The 15,382-nt window shown below is 70.4% G+C and carries 17 protein-coding genes and 3 pseudogenes; 10 read left to right on the forward strand and 10 right to left on the reverse strand.

The genetic code is table 11. The features are described from left to right. The first annotated feature begins 126 nt into the window (after positions 1-126). Genes A6P39_RS00340 through A6P39_RS00350 form a run of 3 tightly spaced genes read left to right on the forward strand, consistent with a single transcriptional unit; the run spans position 127 to position 4,343 of the window. A complete protein-coding gene (locus tag A6P39_RS00340) occupies positions 127-2,283 on the forward strand; it encodes an MMPL family transporter (RefSeq protein WP_159395960.1) in 2,157 nt (718 codons plus the stop codon). Beyond that, the gene (locus tag A6P39_RS00345) at positions 2,284-2,961 is read left to right on the forward strand and encodes a response regulator transcription factor (RefSeq protein WP_067040355.1); all 678 of its coding nucleotides are present in this window, start codon (positions 2,284-2,286) and stop codon (positions 2,959-2,961) included. It begins immediately after the preceding gene. Further along, a complete protein-coding gene (locus A6P39_RS00350) occupies positions 2,958-4,343 on the forward strand; it encodes a sensor histidine kinase (protein ID WP_159395959.1) in 1,386 nt (461 codons plus the stop codon). The genes A6P39_RS00345 and A6P39_RS00350 overlap by 4 nt, the downstream gene beginning before the upstream one ends. A 46-nt stretch (positions 4,344-4,389) precedes the next feature. Here A6P39_RS00350 and A6P39_RS00355 read toward each other — a convergent pair whose 3' ends face one another. Then, a complete protein-coding gene (locus A6P39_RS00355) occupies positions 4,390-4,512 on the reverse strand; it encodes a hypothetical protein (protein ID WP_267893289.1) in 123 nt (40 codons plus the stop codon). 9 nt (positions 4,513-4,521) lie between these two features. Here A6P39_RS00355 and A6P39_RS00360 point away from each other — a divergent pair. After that, positions 4,522-4,819 (forward strand): annotated as a pseudogene (locus A6P39_RS00360) (transposase); the annotation flags it as partial. Between the two features lie 15 nt (positions 4,820-4,834). Next, positions 4,835-5,362, forward strand: a pseudogene (locus A6P39_RS00365) (transposase); the annotation flags it as partial. A 124-nt stretch (positions 5,363-5,486) separates the two neighbouring features. Here A6P39_RS00365 and A6P39_RS00370 read toward each other — a convergent pair. Next, positions 5,487-5,732: an Lrp/AsnC ligand binding domain-containing protein gene (locus A6P39_RS00370; RefSeq protein ID WP_067040349.1), complete on the reverse strand. Its 246-nt coding sequence runs from the start codon at positions 5,730-5,732 to the stop codon at positions 5,487-5,489. Between the two features lie 55 nt (positions 5,733-5,787). Between A6P39_RS00370 and A6P39_RS00375 the strand changes: the two genes are divergently transcribed. From A6P39_RS00375 to A6P39_RS00385, 3 genes are all read left to right on the forward strand, one after another. After that, positions 5,788-6,318 carry a GNAT family N-acetyltransferase gene (locus A6P39_RS00375; RefSeq protein WP_067040346.1) on the forward strand — a complete coding sequence of 177 codons (531 nt, stop codon included), beginning with the start codon at positions 5,788-5,790 and terminating at the stop codon, positions 6,316-6,318. Between the two features lie 230 nt (positions 6,319-6,548). Continuing rightward, positions 6,549-7,232: a GmrSD restriction endonuclease domain-containing protein gene (locus A6P39_RS00380; protein WP_079133164.1), complete on the forward strand. Its 684-nt coding sequence runs from the start codon at positions 6,549-6,551 to the stop codon at positions 7,230-7,232. Next, a complete protein-coding gene (locus tag A6P39_RS00385) occupies positions 7,229-7,510 on the forward strand; it encodes a hypothetical protein (protein ID WP_067040343.1) in 282 nt (93 codons plus the stop codon). The genes A6P39_RS00380 and A6P39_RS00385 overlap by 4 nt, the downstream gene beginning before the upstream one ends. A gap of 441 nt (positions 7,511-7,951) precedes the next feature. On the opposite strand, the gene A6P39_RS00390 is transcribed toward A6P39_RS00385, so the two are convergent. The 5 genes from A6P39_RS00390 to A6P39_RS00410 all read right to left on the reverse strand — a co-directional run bounded on the left by A6P39_RS00390 (position 7,952) and on the right by A6P39_RS00410 (position 11,319). Then, entirely contained in the window at positions 7,952-8,281 is a 330-nt protein-coding gene (locus A6P39_RS00390) for a hypothetical protein (RefSeq protein WP_159395958.1), read from the reverse strand. Positions 8,282-8,654: 373 nt separating this feature from the next. After that, entirely contained in the window at positions 8,655-9,338 is a 684-nt protein-coding gene (locus tag A6P39_RS00395; protein ID WP_067040340.1) for a hypothetical protein, read from the reverse strand. 264 nt (positions 9,339-9,602) lie between these two features. Further along, a protein-coding gene (locus tag A6P39_RS00400) for an IS5 family transposase (RefSeq protein ID WP_443053044.1) occupies positions 9,603-10,462 on the reverse strand; the annotation gives its coding sequence in 2 pieces (ribosomal slippage) (positions 9,603-10,108 and positions 10,108-10,462; 861 coding nt in all). Between the two features lie 61 nt (positions 10,463-10,523). After that, on the reverse strand, positions 10,524-10,880 hold the full coding sequence (locus tag A6P39_RS00405) for a hypothetical protein (protein ID WP_067040332.1): 357 nt from the start codon (positions 10,878-10,880) through the stop codon (positions 10,524-10,526). Positions 10,881-10,992: 112 nt separating this feature from the next. Further along, positions 10,993-11,319, reverse strand: coding sequence for a hypothetical protein (locus tag A6P39_RS00410; protein ID WP_234378751.1), 327 nt, complete (start codon positions 11,317-11,319; stop codon positions 10,993-10,995). On the opposite strand from A6P39_RS00410, the gene A6P39_RS00415 reads away from it, so the two are divergent. Further along, the gene (locus A6P39_RS00415) at positions 11,300-11,731 is read left to right on the forward strand and encodes a hypothetical protein (protein ID WP_067040326.1); all 432 of its coding nucleotides are present in this window, start codon (positions 11,300-11,302) and stop codon (positions 11,729-11,731) included. The two genes, A6P39_RS00410 and A6P39_RS00415, sit on opposite strands and share 20 nt — an antisense overlap. 76 nt (positions 11,732-11,807) lie before the next feature. Here A6P39_RS00415 and A6P39_RS00420 read toward each other — a convergent pair. Both A6P39_RS00420 and A6P39_RS00425 read right to left on the reverse strand, forming a co-directional pair. Then, positions 11,808-12,775, reverse strand: a pseudogene (locus tag A6P39_RS00420) (aldo/keto reductase). An 11-nt stretch (positions 12,776-12,786) separates the two neighbouring features. After that, entirely contained in the window at positions 12,787-13,383 is a 597-nt protein-coding gene (locus A6P39_RS00425) for an NADPH-dependent FMN reductase (RefSeq protein ID WP_067040323.1), read from the reverse strand. Between the two features lie 102 nt (positions 13,384-13,485). Between A6P39_RS00425 and A6P39_RS00430 the strand changes: the two genes are divergently transcribed. Then, positions 13,486-14,322: a helix-turn-helix domain-containing protein gene (locus A6P39_RS00430; protein ID WP_067040320.1), complete on the forward strand. Its 837-nt coding sequence runs from the start codon at positions 13,486-13,488 to the stop codon at positions 14,320-14,322. A gap of 265 nt (positions 14,323-14,587) precedes the next feature. Here A6P39_RS00430 and A6P39_RS00435 read toward each other — a convergent pair whose 3' ends face one another. Continuing rightward, a complete protein-coding gene (locus A6P39_RS00435; protein WP_067040314.1) occupies positions 14,588-15,367 on the reverse strand; it encodes an NAD(P)-binding domain-containing protein in 780 nt (259 codons plus the stop codon). Positions 15,368-15,382 lie beyond the last annotated feature (15 nt).

Below are 15,382 nucleotides of genomic sequence, written 5' to 3' on the forward strand. Positions count from 1 at the left end.
CCTGCGCAGGCGCCTGCACGGCTCTCCTCCTACCGCGGCATACGGGACGAGTGAAAGCTGCTCGTAAGCATGCGGTTTCTAGCGTCCTGAGCGAGCTGTCACCGACTCTTGGAGGAAACCGTGGACGTGCTGAGCAGGTGGGTGGTCCGGCACCGGTTGTTGGTGTTCGCGGCCTGGCTGGCCATCACCGTGGTGGGCGTCCTCGTCGCGCCGAGCGTCTCGGGCCGACTGCAGCCCGGCATACACATGAGCGGTTCGGCCTCTACAGCCAACGCGCAGATCGAGGCCCGGTACGGCGGCGCCACCTCGGACCCCGGCGTGCTGGTCCTCGGACTGCCGAAGGGCGAGGCCGTGAATGCGCCGGCTGCTCGGGCCGGACTCCGGGCGGTGGACGCGGCGATCAAGAAAGCCGATCCCCAGGTACGGCTGGTCTCGTACGCCTCGACCGGGGCCAGGACGCTGGTGGGGAACGGGGGGACCAGCACCGTCGTGCTTGCGTACCCGCCGCACACGGGCGACGACATGGCGACCGGACAGATCGACGCGCTGGTCGACGCGGCCAAGGCGGCGGCGCCTCGGCTGACCGTGCACGGCACCAGCGTGAAGGCGTTGGAGGCCGGCAACACCTCGGGCAGCGGCAACTCCAGCGTCATGACCGAGTTGATCTTCGGTGTGCTCGGTGCGCTCATCGTGCTGGCGTGGGTGTTCGGCTCGCTGCTGGCGGCACTGCCGATCATCATGGCGCTGATCTCGGTGCTGACGATGCAACTGCTGATCTACGCACTGACCTGCATCATGCCGTCGTCCTCGCCGCTGAACCCCGCGGTGCAGTACATCGTCGCGCTGCTCGGCCTCGGTCTGTCCATCGACTACTCGCTGCTGGTGGTGACCCGCTGGCGTGAGGAGCGCGCCGCGGGCCGGAGCAACGAGGAGGCGGTACGGGCCGCGGTCAGGCGCGCGGGGCACTCGGTCTGGTTCAGCGGCCTGGTCGCCTCGCTCGGCCTGTTCGCCCTGATCGTGGTGCCCAACTCGCTGGCCCGCGGGATCGGCGTCTCCGGCCTCTTCATCCCCTCGACGGCTGTGCTGGTCGCACTCACCCTGCTTCCCGCGGTGCTGTCGAAGGTCGGTCCCCGGGTCGACTGGCCGCGACGGCGCCGGGCCGGGTCCGCGAGCCGCTTCTGGACCTGGTGGGCCGGACTCGTGATCCGCTACCGGGTGCTTGCGGCGGCCCTCGGCCTGGCGATCCTCGGCGCGCTGGCCGGGGTGGCAGCCACCATCAACATGGGGCTGCCGACCCCCTCGCACCTGGCGACCAGCGGCGTCTACACCGACGGCCTGCACGCCCTGCAGGCGGCCGGCTTCCCGGCGGGGACGCTCACCACGGTGCCGGTGTACGTGCCACACGCCCCGGAGGCCGCCTCGGTCGCCTCCTCCCTGAACTCGGTGGCGAGCCTGCACGGGGCCGTCGCGCCGGCGGGGGCACCCTGGCGGCACGGCGGCAGCGCCATGGTCTTCGCCATCCCACAGCACGAGGTGGGAACCTCGGTGGGCGGGACCTCTCTCGCTGACATCCGGCACACCGTGCCGCACGGCGTGCGCGTCGGCGGCGAGGGCGCGGTCAACCTCGACCTGACCCATTCCACCTACGGGGCGTTCCCGCTGCTGTTCACGGTGGTGGCCCTGGTGACGTTCCTGCTGCTGGCGCGCGGCCTGAAGTCGATCCTGCTGCCGGCCAAGGCGGTGCTGCTCAACATCCTCTCGGTCGCGGCCTCCTACGGCCTGCTGGTGCTGGTCTTCCAGCACGGCCTGGGGATGCAGACCTTCTGGGGCGCGCGCAGCTACGGCGCCGTGGGCACCCTCGCCCCCGTGCTGATCTTCGGCTTCCTCTTCGGGGTCTCCATGGACTACGAGGTGTTCATCCTCGCCCGCGTACGAGAGGGCTACGACCGCTCGGGCTCCACCCGGGGGGGCGTCGTCGAGGGCGTCTCGCGCACCGGAAGGCTGGTCACCAGCGCCGCGCTCATCCTCTTTCTCGCGCTCGCCTCCCTGTCGACGGCGAACGACATCACCGTCCGTCAGATCGCGGCCGGCCTGGCGGCCGGGGTGCTCCTCGACGCCGTCGTGGTGCGCATGCTCCTGCTCCCGGCGCTCGTCTCGCTCTTCGGGAAACTGAACTGGTGGATGCCGCCGCGCGCGGCCCGGCTGATGCGGATCCATCCCGCCCCGCCGCGGCTGCTGGACGAGCCGGAGCAGGAGCCGGTGGCGATCGGGGATGCTGGATAGATGCGCGTGCTGGTGGTCGAGGACGACCGGGACCTGGCCGAGTCGCTCGCCTGGGGACTCAAGGCCGAGGGCTACGTCGTGGACGTGGCGGACAACGGTGTGGACGGGCTGTGGAAGGCCCGCGAAACCCCACCCGATGTGATCATCCTGGACGTGATGCTGCCGGGGATGGACGGCTACCGGGTCTGCCGCACCCTGCGCGAGCAGGACCTGTGGATGCCGATCCTGATGCTGACCGCGATGGACGAGGACCTGGACCACGCCGAGGGTCTGGACAGCGGAGCCGACGACTACCTGGCCAAGCCGTTCTCCTACCCCGTGCTGCTTGCCCACCTGCGCTCCCTGACCCGCCGCGGGCTCGGCGCCAGGCCGGCGGTGCTCACCGCCGCCGGCCTGGCGCTGGACCCGGCCAGCCGCACGGTGACCCGCGGTGGCCGGGAGCTGGATCTCACCACCCGCGAGGTATCGGTCCTGGAGCACCTGATGCGGTGCAAGGGACGTGTCGTGTCCAAGTCCGAGCTGCTGGAGCACTGCTGGGACGTCAACTTCGAGGGCGGGCCGTCCGTGGTCGAGGTCCATGTGCACCGGCTGCGGCGGAAGATCGAGACGCCGGGCGGTCCGCCATTGATCGAGACGGTCCGCGGCGAGGGCTACCTGATCCGGGAGGACGGGCAGTGAGCGGCCGACGCGTGGGCCGCCGGGCCTGTTGGAGCACCGTACGTGCCAGGGTCACCGTCGTCGCCGGGCTCGCGCTCACGGCGGCAGTGACCCTCGGCCTGGTCCTCTTGTACCTGCTCCAGGTCGGATCCGCGCACCGCACCGCCGACGACCAGCTGCGCACCTACGCCGCGCAGGTCGAGCAGTCCGCGCGGGGCGGCCGCTGGCCGCATCCGCTGCCCGCCTCGGCCCTGGACCCCAACGCCCAGGCACAGGTGCTCACCCCGGACGGCACGGTCCTCGCCGCCAGCCGCGCCCTGCAGGGGCAGGGTGCCGTCTACGCCCTGCCGCCCGGCGCCGGAACCCCCGTACGACAGAACGCCGCGGACACGGCGGTGAACGGCGAGGTACGCGTGCTCGGCAGCCGGGCCACCGTCGGCGGCAAAGCGGTGACGATCATCACCCTCACCACCACCGACCTGCTCAGCCAGGTCAGTGAGACCTTCGCTCGACTGCTGTTGGTGGGCGTGCCCGGCATCCTGTTGCTGGCCTGCGGCACTGTGTGGCTGGTCGTGGGCCGGGCGCTGCGCCCGGTGGAGCGGATCCGCCGCTCGGTCACCGAGATCACGGCCGCGGACCTGTCGCGGCGTGTACCGCAGCCGGGCACCCACGACGAGATCGGTGACCTCGCCCGCACGATGAACGACATGCTCACCCGGCTCGACGACTCCGCGGCGCGGCAGCGGCGCTTCGCCGCCGACGCCTCGCACGAGTTGCGCACCCCACTGGCGGCGATCCGCACCGCGCTGGAGGTCGGCCTCGCCCACCCAAAGACCGCGCCCTGGCCGGAGATCGCCCGGCGAGCGGTACGTCAGTCGGAGCGCCTGGAGACGCTCGTGCACGACCTTCTCATCCTTGCCAGAAGCGACGACCGCCAGCTCGTGACGCGACGGCGTCGGGTCGATCTCGGCGAGCTGGTCGAGGAGGTACGCGCGACCAGCGCTGCGCCGCGGGTGCCCGTGGGCATCGACCGCGCGAAGACCGTTGTGGTGGTCATCGGCGACGCCGAGCACCTGAGCCGCATGGTGCGCAACGTCCTCGACAACGCCGTCCGTCACGCCCGGCACTCGGTCCAGATCTCGGTCCGGGACGCACCGCCCGATCAGGTGAGGATCGAGATCGCCGACGACGGTCCCGGAATCCCGCCCGAGGAACGCGAGCGCGTCTTCGACCGCTTCGTCCGGCTGGACGCCAGCCGGGAACGCACCAGCGGATCGAGCGGCCTCGGCCTGGCCATCGCCAAGGAGATCGCGACCGCACACGGCGGCCATATCGTCATCGACGAGGCCCCCGGCGGCGGTGCACTCGTCCTGATCACCCTGCCACGTGCCGCCACCGGGTGACCGCCTGGTGGGCTGAGACGCAGGTCCGTTCCGCCAAGAGGGGCCCTCAGTGCCGGACGCGGCGCAGCTCGAACAGCTTCTGGACGCCGAAATCGGCGGACCTCGACCCATCGATGACGGTCTGCTCTTCTTCTTGGATCAGTTCGGCCTTGTTTGTGATCGCGGGCATTGCCTCCGGGCGGGCTTTGGCGGCGTTGCTCCGGTGTCCCGCGACTCCGGGAAGATCAGCGGCAACCTGAAGCGCCCCAGCGATACAACCGACGCCTGCAACGTGTCTTCTACACCTCGGCGTTGTTCAGCATCCGCTACTGCGAGGACTCCAGACGTTTTACGAACGCAAGCGATCCGAGGGCAAGCGGCACACACCCGGGCAGTCCTCGCTCGCCCTTGCGCACCGCCGGGTCAACGTTCTCTGGGCTCTCCTCCGCGACGGTCGATGCTACGAGCCCGCAACGCCAAGCACCCTGGCAGCTTGACACACAGCATTAGGAATCCGGGAGGACTCATTCGACTGCCTGACCCTGCGTGGGGACGAGCTGTTCGAGCTCGTGGACGCGTTGCTGTGCGCGGATGGCCCGGTGACGTCGCCGGTGGACCTAACGTCGGTGGCCGAGCACCGACGTGGGCACGGCGCGATGTACGAGGCGGTGAACAGCGGGAACGCGGATGTGCCCCGGCTGAGGCAGGTGCTGGCCGGTCTGCCGATGCCGCGGGCCGCCGACGGACGCCTGGTCCTGGCGGTCGACGTCAGCAACTGGCTCCGCCCCGACGCGCCGACCAGCGCGGACCGCCTGTTCTGCCACGTCTACGGGCGCAGCGGACGGTCCTCGGACCAGTTCATTCCCGGCTGGCCGTACTCGTTCGTCGCCGCCCTCGAGTCGGGCCGGACGTCCTGGTGCCAGCTCCTGGACGCCTTACGTCTCGAACCCGAGGACGACGTCGCTGAGGTCATCGCTGTCCAGCTCCGCCGGGTGGTCACCGACCTCATCGAGATGGGCAGCTGGCACTTCGGCGACCGCAAGACCAGGACGGCCACTTGGATCGAAGAACCGGCGGCCCGCCACCCGCTACGACGTGGGCAAGACCGTGAAACGGCCCGCGAATATCACCGACCGAAACCGACTCAGACCATAAAGGACAAGCTCAGCGTCGCGTGCGAGCGCTGGACGGCTCGACGAGGCGATCGTCCAAGAGGCGGGTGCCGGCCTGTTTGACGTACTTCAGCACGGGTGAGACCTCCATGCTCTGCAGTCCGGTCAGGGACCCGATGCGTTCCGAGGTGAACTCGAACAGTTCGTCGAGGTCCCGGGTGTGTGCGACGGCATGGATGTTCCAGGGCCCGGAGATGGCTGCGGCGAAGGCGATCTCGGGTTCCTGCGCGACTGCCAATCGCGTCGTACTGGTACAGGCCGTCGCGCAAGGTGGTGCGGCTGGTGATCGGCCAGTGCAGTACGGGGCCGAACTGCGCCGCTTCGGCCACGCGGACCTGCCCGCTATCCGTCAGACCCTCCTGGACGTACACGCGGACGCCTACGCCGACGAGATGGACGACGAGTTCAACCAGCGCTTCCCCTGGTTCATCGACCACTGGGGCAGCAACCCCGGCTACGCCTGCGTCATCGCCTACGACGATGCCGAGCCGGTCGGCTTCGCCTACGGGGCCCCGGCCGCACCCGGCCGCGAATGGTGGAGCGAGCACCTCACCGAACCCCCGGCCGACGACTCGACCTTCAGCGTCTCCGAGCTGATGGTGCGCCCGCGCTGGCGCAAGACCGGCACCGCCGAACGCCTGCACGCCGCGCTCATCGCAGACCGGCCCGAGGCGCTGGCCGTGCTCCTGGTCGACCCCGACCACCCCAAGGTCCAAGCCCTCTACGAAACATGGGGCTACGCCCTGGTCGGCCAAAGGCAGCCCTTCCCCGACAGCCCCAACTACGCCGTCATGCTCCGCCACCTGACCCAGCCGGTTCCCTGACCATGACAGGCATCCCCGGCTAGCCGTCGGCCAGGTCCACGCGGCAGCCGACGTCAGGCCTACGGGGTGCCCGGAACCTCGATCACTCGCGCGAGGCGGAGGGTCGTTTCTCCGGTGAACCTCCGCCAGCCATCCGGGTGAAGCCGCTCAGGTACACCGATACCAGGAGCGTGAAGGACGCTAACTCTCTTGATCCGGCACCCTCTTGCCGGATCGAGAGAGGTCAAGGCATGCGCCAGATCAATGCGAAGCTCGCCCTGGTGGCCGCGGCCACCGCCGTGCTGCTCGCCCCCGTCACCGCCCCCGCCGCCACTGCAGCGCCCGCGTACACCACGGCCGGCACCACAACACTGCGCCGGGACCTTCCCGAGCCGCCGCCCGCCGAGATCGTCCGCAAGGAACTCGGCGAGCTGAACGTCGCCGCCCCGCATCCGATGACCGACTACTCACGGGCGAAGTTCCCGCACTGGATCATCCAGTACGGCACCTGCGACACCCGCGAGGTCGTCCTCAAACGAGACGGCAAGGACGTCGTCCAGGACCAGCAGTGCCGGGCGGTCTCCGGCAGCTGGGTCAGCGCCTACGACGGCAGGACCTTCACCGCCGCCGGCCAGCTCGACATCGACCACATGGTGCCCCTGGCCAACGCCTGGCGCTCCGGCGCGGACGAGTGGGACACCGCGCTGCGGCGGAAGTTCGCCAACGACCTCATCGAACCCCAGCTGATCGCCGTGTCCGCCTCCAGCAACCGGCAAAAGGGCGACCAGTCCCCCGACCAGTGGGCACCCCCGCTGCACTCCTACTGGTGCACCTACTCCCGCGCCTGGACACACGTGAAGTACACCTACCACCTCAACATCACCGAGGCAGAGAAGAACAAGCTGAACGAGATGCTGGACACCTGCGACGCATGACCGACAGCCCCAGGACCATCTCGTACCAGGACCAGGTCACAGCAGGGCCTGGCGGGGTGATGACCGACAACGTCGGCGTCATCACCGGCGAACTGACCGTACGCACAGATCTCGGTGCTGACGGGCGCACCGCGCGCGTCTGCGTCCAATACACCGGCGCCGAGGAGTGGTACACCCTCACCGGCAGCCCCGTGCCCGTCCCGGACGGCGACCTCGCGGCCTACCACCAGGGCCTGCTCGACCGCATCCGGCAAGGCCAGGCCGCCGAGGCCTCCTGATGCTGCGGGTGCCTGCGACCCGACCCACGTCGCGGCGCAGGCACCCACAGCCCCGCTGTGCGACAGTCACCGGCCGCCCCTCTTGCATCAAGGGATGCTTGATGATCCGAGCCGGCTCGTTCCTCGGGCGCCTCGTCAACGCCCTCACCGCCGAACCCGACCCGGCCGGGCCACGGGCCCAGCCTCGCGCGACGGTACATCGACGCCCTCGCCCGCCGACCACCGCGTACCTGCCCCAAGATCTTCGGCACGCAGCGACTCACCGCGACCGTTGTCCGTTGGCGACTCGCCCCAACGCGATTCCACTCCGGGCTCGGGCGAAGCCCCGTCCGGCCGGGGACTCCTGCCCGCCACACGACGCGGGTCTCGCTCGGCTGGGTGGTGCAGTTCACCCCGGTTTCACTCGGACTCAGAGTGCCGCTGCGGGCGATTTCCCTGCGGTCACAGAACCACTGCGCACTCTGCCTTGCCCATCCAACTCCTGAACCAGAGTGTTCCGGGCATTGCACAGTTCGGACCAACCTGATGCCGGTCGGCGAATACGAAGTGGTGGGCGACGGCCTCCATGTGCACGTCGCACACGAAGCTGCACTGCGCGCCGTGGAGTTCAGTGGCCAGTCGCCAGGCGATGTGCCAGGTACCGGAACGGCCGCATGGTTCAGCGCTCCTGACGCCGGAGCCGTCATCGTCTGCGTAGCCGCACGTGGGCTCGCCCGTATCTGGCCTCGGCTCGAGATCAGGGGTGATCACCGGATCAAAGCTCTCGCTCATGCAGTCTCCAGACGCGCTCCGCTGTTTCCACCTTACGCAGCCGATCCCGCATCCCTGTGCCCGCCGATGCCCGTGCACCATCGCATACGGAGTGATACAGAGCACCGGTGTTGCCAGGACGGTCAGCCAGTGCCCACTCCGGCCACCCGCTCGGCAACCAGCCCCGCGCGAACCACCGGCGCACAGCGCTGAGGCACCCAATCAGTCCGTGCAGACGCCCAGCGCGGACGACAGCAGGAGCGTCTCCCCGCGGTGCTCGTCAGCTCAAGGGCACCCTGTAGCTGCGTGCCGCGGGGCTGGGCACCGTCCGCTCAGCCCCTCAACGGCTCCTTGTGGCAGCTCACTTCGCACCGCCGCCTGGCAGCTCGGGCCGTCAGGCAGCCAGCCCGAGCTTGCTCAGTGCGGTGGTCCAGTCGGTGACGATGGCGTTCTGCGCGGCCTTCAGGGTGACCTTGCCCGAGCAGACCGCCGTGTGCAGCTTGGTCTCCACCGGGTCCTTCAGGTTGTTCACCCCCGAGCCCGGCTTGTGGCCCGGATCGGCCGGCTCCACCCACAGATTGCGGGCGTCGTTCGGGTCCCCGCCGAGCTGGAGGCTGATGAGGTGGTCGTACTCGGCGTCACCCATCTTGCCGGTGTAGCCGTAGGAGGCGGCGTTCAGCCGCTTCTCCTTGCCGGTCACCGCCTCCGGCGGCCGGATGTTCTTCGTGTAGCCGCCCTTGCGGCAGATCGTCGTCACCAGATTCGCCTGCGTGACCGCCGGAGACGTCGCCCCCGGCGTGCACTTCAGGTCCTCAAGCGGCTCACCGTTCTCCATGCGGTAGTGGCAACTGCCCGCGGGCGGCTGGGCCTGCACCGTGTACGACGACTGCGGCCCCGCACCCACCGGGATCTCCCCCACCGACCCCGCAGCCCCCGCCGTATTCGACGGCCCGGCAGCCGACGCACCGTTCTTCCCCGCGGACCCCCCACCCGCATGCGACCCGGAAGACGAACACCCCACCAACACAAGACAAGACAAAACCACCAGCGACGGGACAACGCGACCAAGCGAACCCATGACAACCCCTCACAGACGAGCAACAGCTGAGCAGATGCTCCCCCACCCTCACACCCGGATACTCCCCGGGGGCCCAGCGCACAGGCGCACGCCCCCTCGCGACAGGAGTTGTGAGCCCTGCGCCCGTGCCGTAACGCCTGCGCGAAGCCGTCAACTCTGTGGCCCGTCCGGCAACGTGTACGACGGTACGTCTCTTCGACGGGTACCTCACCCGAGTGCCGCCGTCCCCCGGAACGCGGTGAAGGCTAGGGGCTTTCGTTTGGATCATCTTGCGGACCAGAGGAAGATGCCCGCGATGTGGAGTCCGGCCAGGTAGATGGTCGCGGTCTTCTCGTAGCGGGTGGCGATGCCGCGCCACTGCTTGAGGCGGTTGATGCACCGTTCGACGGTGTTGCGCTGCTTGTAGATCTCCCGATCGAAGGACGGCGGCCTGCCGCCGCGGCTGCCTCGTCGCAAGCGATGGCCGCATTGGTCTGCCGGAATGGGGATCACCGCTCGGATGCCGCGCCTGCGCAGATGTTCGCGGATCGCGCGGGATGAATAGGCCTTGTCGGCCAGGATTACGTCCGGCCTGGTGCGGGGTCGTCCGCGCTGGCGGGGAACGCGCAGGCGAGCCATCACCTGAGTGAAGGCGGGTGCGTCGCCGGCTTGGCCGGCGGTGAGATGGAAGGCCAGGGGGCGGCAGTTTCTGTCAGCGGCGAGGTGGATCTTCGTCGTCAGTCCGCCGCGGGACCGGCCGATGGCGTGGTCGTCAGGTTCGCCGGCCGGGGCCCCTTTTTGCGGGCCCCTGCCGCATGCTGGTGGGCTCGCACGATCGTGGAGTCCACCGAGACAGCCCAGTTGAGGTCTTCGTCGGCGTCGGCCTGGGCCATCAGCCCGGTGAACACGCGCTCCCATGTGCCGTCGACGGCCCACATCCGCAGCCGGTTGTAGACACCGCGCCAGTTGCCGTACTTCTCGGGCAGGTGCACCCACTGCGTTCCGGTCTGGAACTTGAAGGCGATCGCGTCGATCACCTCTCGGTGATCCCTCCAGCGGCCGCCCCGCTTCGGCGTCCGATCCGGGAGTAACGGCTCGATCCGCGCCCACTGCGCGTCAGTCAACGGCACACCCGGACCAACGATCCGATGATCTAAACGAAACGCTCTAGCGGCTGAAACCGTAGTTGACCTGCACCGCTAGCGGCTAGCGGCGCGTCTGGCAGCCCCCGGAATCGGCCCCCGCCGGCGTCTCTGTGGGCGCCGTCGGGCTGCTAGCGAGGTGGGCCGCCGTGCCGGGCCGTCGGCCTGCCAGGTGGGGAGGAGCAAGAAGGGCGCCCTGGTACAGGAACTGGGCGGTGAGGGAGCGCAGGATCGTGGTGCTGCCGCCGCCGCTGGCGGTGCAGACCAGGACGTGCGGGCATTCGGCGTCCAGGTCGACGGCGATGGCCCGTCCGTCGGTGCTGATGCCGATGAGCGCGGTCGAGGCGGGGAGCGCCTCTATCTGCTCGCGCAGGTCGGGGGCGGCGAAGCTCAGCATCTTCGGGAGCGCGGTCTTCTTCATGGTGCGGTGTTCCTCTTCTGTGCGATGCGTGGTGAACCGGGGGAAGCGTGTCGGCCGGACCGGACACGGCCCATTTCGCGGACTTCGGCAGTCGTCTGACGGGCCGGGGCTGTCAGTCCAGGTCGGTGGTGCCGGAGGCGGCGCGGGGCCGGTTGCGGACCCAGCGCTTGAGGTCGCCGACGCGGTACAGGAGTTCGGCGCCGCGCTTGTCGACCGGGGCAGGGAAGGTCCTGTCGTTGGCGCGGGCGTAACGCAGCGCGGCGAGGGTGATGTCCGGCAGGTGGTGCCGGTGGGCCTCGCGCAGTCCCACCGCCTGGTCGTCGTCGGCCGGGGCCGTGGCCGTCGGAGTCGTCGGCGCGGTCCCGGCGGTGGTGTCGCCCGGTTCGGCGGCCGGGGCCGGGGCGAGACTCCAGGCGTCCGTGAGCAAGTCACGGCTCACGGTCGGCTCGGGAGGCATCTGGGAGACCCTCGGCCGTGCCGTCGGCTGGCCGACCGGCGACTACGACGCATGGACCTGGGTCACCTGGGAAGAAGCCGCCCGCGCGTACGGGCACGAGGTGACCACGTCACCGCCGGCGTCGAGGAAGGCGGTGTTCCTGGAGGCTGCGACCATCGCCGAACGCCTTCCCACCCCGGACTGCTCCGGCCATGACAGCCTCGAAGACGCCTGGGACAACGGCACCTTCGCGGTCGCCGCATCGCTGCGCAGCGCGGCCGCCGACGAGCCGTCCCCGGCCGACGCGCCGTTCACCGACGCCAGCGCCGCCTTCATGCAGATCGGCAATACTCCGTCCCTGGCCCTGTTCTCCCGAAGCTGCCGCGAAGTGACAAGTAACTCAGCGTGTCGTTAGGGCCTTGGCGTCTGTGCGCGGTTCAGGAACCTCGCTGCCGGTGAGGGCGGCGAAGTCGTGGTGCGCCTGGGCGTGCTCAGAACCCGGTGGGCAGCCGGGGCGTGTACGGATGCTCCAGCGCCGCTAGTTCGTCGCCGGTCAGCCGGACGTCCAGCGCGGCCGCCGCGTCGTCCAGGTGTCCCGGGCGGGTCGCGCCGACGACCGGGGCGGTGACCACCGGGTTGCCCAGCACCCAGCCGAGCGCAACCTGCGCCATCGGCAGGCCCCGGGCCCCCGCGACGCACTGCACGGAGTCCACGATCGGCCGGTCGACGTCCGCGAAGAACCGCCTGGCGACCGGATCCCCGGCCGAGCGGGCCGTCGCCTGTCCGTACGGGCGGGCCAGCCGCCCGGAGGCGAGCGGGCACCACACCAGGCTGCCCACCCCCTGGTCGGCGAGCAGCGGGAACATCTCCCTCTCCTCCTCGCGCTGCACCAGGCTGTACTGGTGCTGCATCGACACGAAGGCCGGGCCGCCGTCCCGCGCCGCGGTGTGCTGCAGCTTGGCGAACTGCCAGGCCCACATCGAGGAGGCGCCGACGTACCGGACCTTCCCGGCCGCCACCACCTCCCGCAGGGCCGCCACGGTCTCCTCGACCGGGGTCGCCGGGTCGAAACGGTGCAGCTGGTAGAGGTCCAGGTAGTCGGTGCCGAGGCGGGTCAGCGAGCCGTCCACCTGCGCCAGGATCGCCTCGCGGGACAGTCCGGAGCGCCCGGGCCGTCGTGCATCGGCAGGCCCACCTTCGTCGCGAGGACGACGTCTTCGCGCCGGGTGTACTGCCGGACCGCGCGGCCGACCAGTTCCTCCGAGGCACCGCCGCCGTACACGTTGGCGGTGTCCCAGAAGGTGATGCCGAGCTCGACCGCCCGCCGGAAGACCGCCGCTGCGGCCTCCTCGTCGAGCGCCCACGGGTTGTGCCCGCGGCCGCTGCCGCCGAATCCCATGCAGCCGAGCGCGATCCGGCTGACCGTCAGGTCGGTGCCGTCGAGCTTGACGTACTCCATCGTTCCCCCACTCACGCCGGGTACGGTTCGGCGGCCCGCGCGTGCTTCAACGCGCCTGCCCACCAGGACAGTTGGTCGAGCATGGTCTTGGCGTAGCCGGCCGCCTGCGGGTCGTCCGGGCGGCCGTCCGTCCAGGCGGTGAAGTAGTTCGGGAAGGCCAGGCCGTCCCGGATGGTCACCGCGTGCAGCTCGGTCAGCACGTTCTCCAGGTGCAGCACGGCGTGCCGGCCGCCGGCCGCGCCGCCGTAGCTCACGAAGGCGACCGGCTTGGCCGTCCACTGGGTGAAGTGCCAGTCGATGGCGGCCTTCAGCGAGGCGGGGTAGCTGTGGTTGTACTCCGGCGTGACGATCAGGAAGGCGTCCGCGCCCTCCAGGGCCTCGGTCAGCCCGGCCATCCCGGCCGGGCGGGGGTAGTCGGCGCCCGCGAACTTCGGCGGGGCGGCGGGCAGGGCCAGCGGGAGGTCCACCCCGGCCAGGTCGACCACCTCCACCTCGAACCCGCCGTGCGCGACGGCCTGTTCGGCCACCCACGAGGACACCACCGGGCCGAACCGGCCCTCCCGGACGCTGCCGACGAGGATCACCAGCTTGTGCGTGTTCTTCTCCATAGCCACCACCATCGGTCCGCCCGCCGGCCGCAACCAGACCGTGCCCAGGCTGGCCCCCGCAGGGCCACCCTCCGTGCTGCCGTCAACCGTTACGCTCGCCGCATGGGCACACCACTGGGGGACTTCATCCGCGCCAAGCGCGACAGCATCCAGCCCGAGACGCTCGGCCTGCCCGACCACGGCCGCCGCCGCTCGCCCGGGCTGCGCCGCTCCGACCTGGCCGTCCGCGCCGGCATCAGCGTCGAGTACCTGACCCGGCTGGAGCAGGGCCGCGACCGCAACCCCTCCCCGGCCGTGGTCCACGCGCTCGCCGACGCCCTCAGCCTCGACCCCGCCGAGCGCGGCCACCTGCGCTACCTCGCGAAGATCACCGGCGGCGCCTGCGCCGGCCGCACCCGGCCCGCCCCGCCGCCCCGCGATGTCCGCCCGGCCGTCCACGAGACCCTGCGCCTGCTCGAACCGGGCGTCGCCGCCGTCACCAACCGCCTCGGCGACATCCTCGCCCACACCTGCGGCTACGCCGCCGTCCTCGGCGCGGCCGGCCTGCTCGACGTCCCGGCTCCGAACCTCACCCGCTACGTTTTCACCGACCCCCGTTCCCGCACCCTCTTCCCCGACTGGGACGAGGTCGCCGACGAGCAGGCATTCGACCTCTGGCTCGGCCCCTCGGCCGAGAACTCCGAGTGGCTCAGCACCGAACTCGCCCCCGTGGCAGGCCCCGAGTTCACCCGCCGCCTGGGCACCCACCGCGTCCCCCGCCGCGGCCCGCTCCGCCTCCAGCACCCGGCCGGGCCCGAACTCCACCTGCTGCGCGAGACCTTGGACTTCACCGCCGACGCCCAGCAGCTCCTCGTCCTGCTCCCCGCAGACGAGGACACCGCTGCCCACCTCGACCAGCTCACCCAACTGGCCCCGGCCCGCCTGCGGGCGATCTCCTGAGCATGGCGAATTCGACGACCCGGTCCAGGGACCGCTTCCAGCCTTGTGTGGTGTCCACGACCAGGCAGGGGACGCCCAGCGAAACCGGGACCCACGACTCGATCGGCTGTTTCCCCTCCGCGATGCGGTGCAGGAGATCGGCGTCCGCGTGAACGGCGCGCCAAGGCATTTCGGCGGCTCGGCGGGTGATGTGCACGCGGGCGAGTTCGGGATCGACGACACAGCACACGACGCGGATGCTTGCCAGGTCCGCGAGCGGCTCCTGTTACTTCAGATCGGAGAGGAGGCCGTCCAGGGCCTCCTTGAGGGCTGCGGCGATGGCCGGATCGAACCACGTGGTGCGGATCCGCTCGTTGTTCCCTTTGGGCGTCTCGTGGTCGGCAGCAAGCTGATGCAGAGGGCGGCTCTCGTCATTCAGTGAGCGGCCGACGTTCTGAAAGAGGCCGCGCACATACCGGTCGGCGGCGTCGGGGGCGATGCCGTGGCCGGTGGCCCACGAGGTGAGCGTGGCGAGGTAGGCGTAGTGGGCGGTGAGGGTCCCGGTCAGTGCGGAGAAGACGTTGAAGGCGTCCTCGTCCGCGACGGGCAGCGCCCCGCCCAGCTGTTCGAAGAGAGCGTCCGCCACCGGGTGCGAGGGGCAGGTCACGGTGACGGAGCGACGCTCGCGCACGGCGGGCAGCGGGATGGCGCGGACGATCGGGGCGCCGGTGGCGAGGGTTCGACGCAGGTCGTCGATGGCGACGCCGGCCATCAGGTTGACCACGGTCTTGTCGTCGTCCATCTTCAGCCCGGCGAGCGCCTCGTGGTGGTCCTGGCGGCGCACGGCAATGATCACCGATTCGGAGCGGTCCACCACCTCCTGGTTGTCGGCGCACACCTGGACGCCCTCGAAGCGCTCGGACAGTTCGGCGGCGACGCGGGCTCCCCGGGGAGAGAGGAAGACCTCCGGCGACGCACCGCCCCCGCTGCGCAGGCCCTCGACGATGGCCTTGCCGATCTCGCCCACTCCTATGATGCCGATTCGCTGCACTGTGTCGTCCTCCATGGTGCGCGGTGGTCG

Origin of the sequence: Streptomyces sp. FXJ1.172 (genome assembly GCF_001636945.3) — a bacterium.
Taxonomy (GTDB): Bacteria; Actinomycetota; Actinomycetes; order Streptomycetales; family Streptomycetaceae; genus Streptomyces.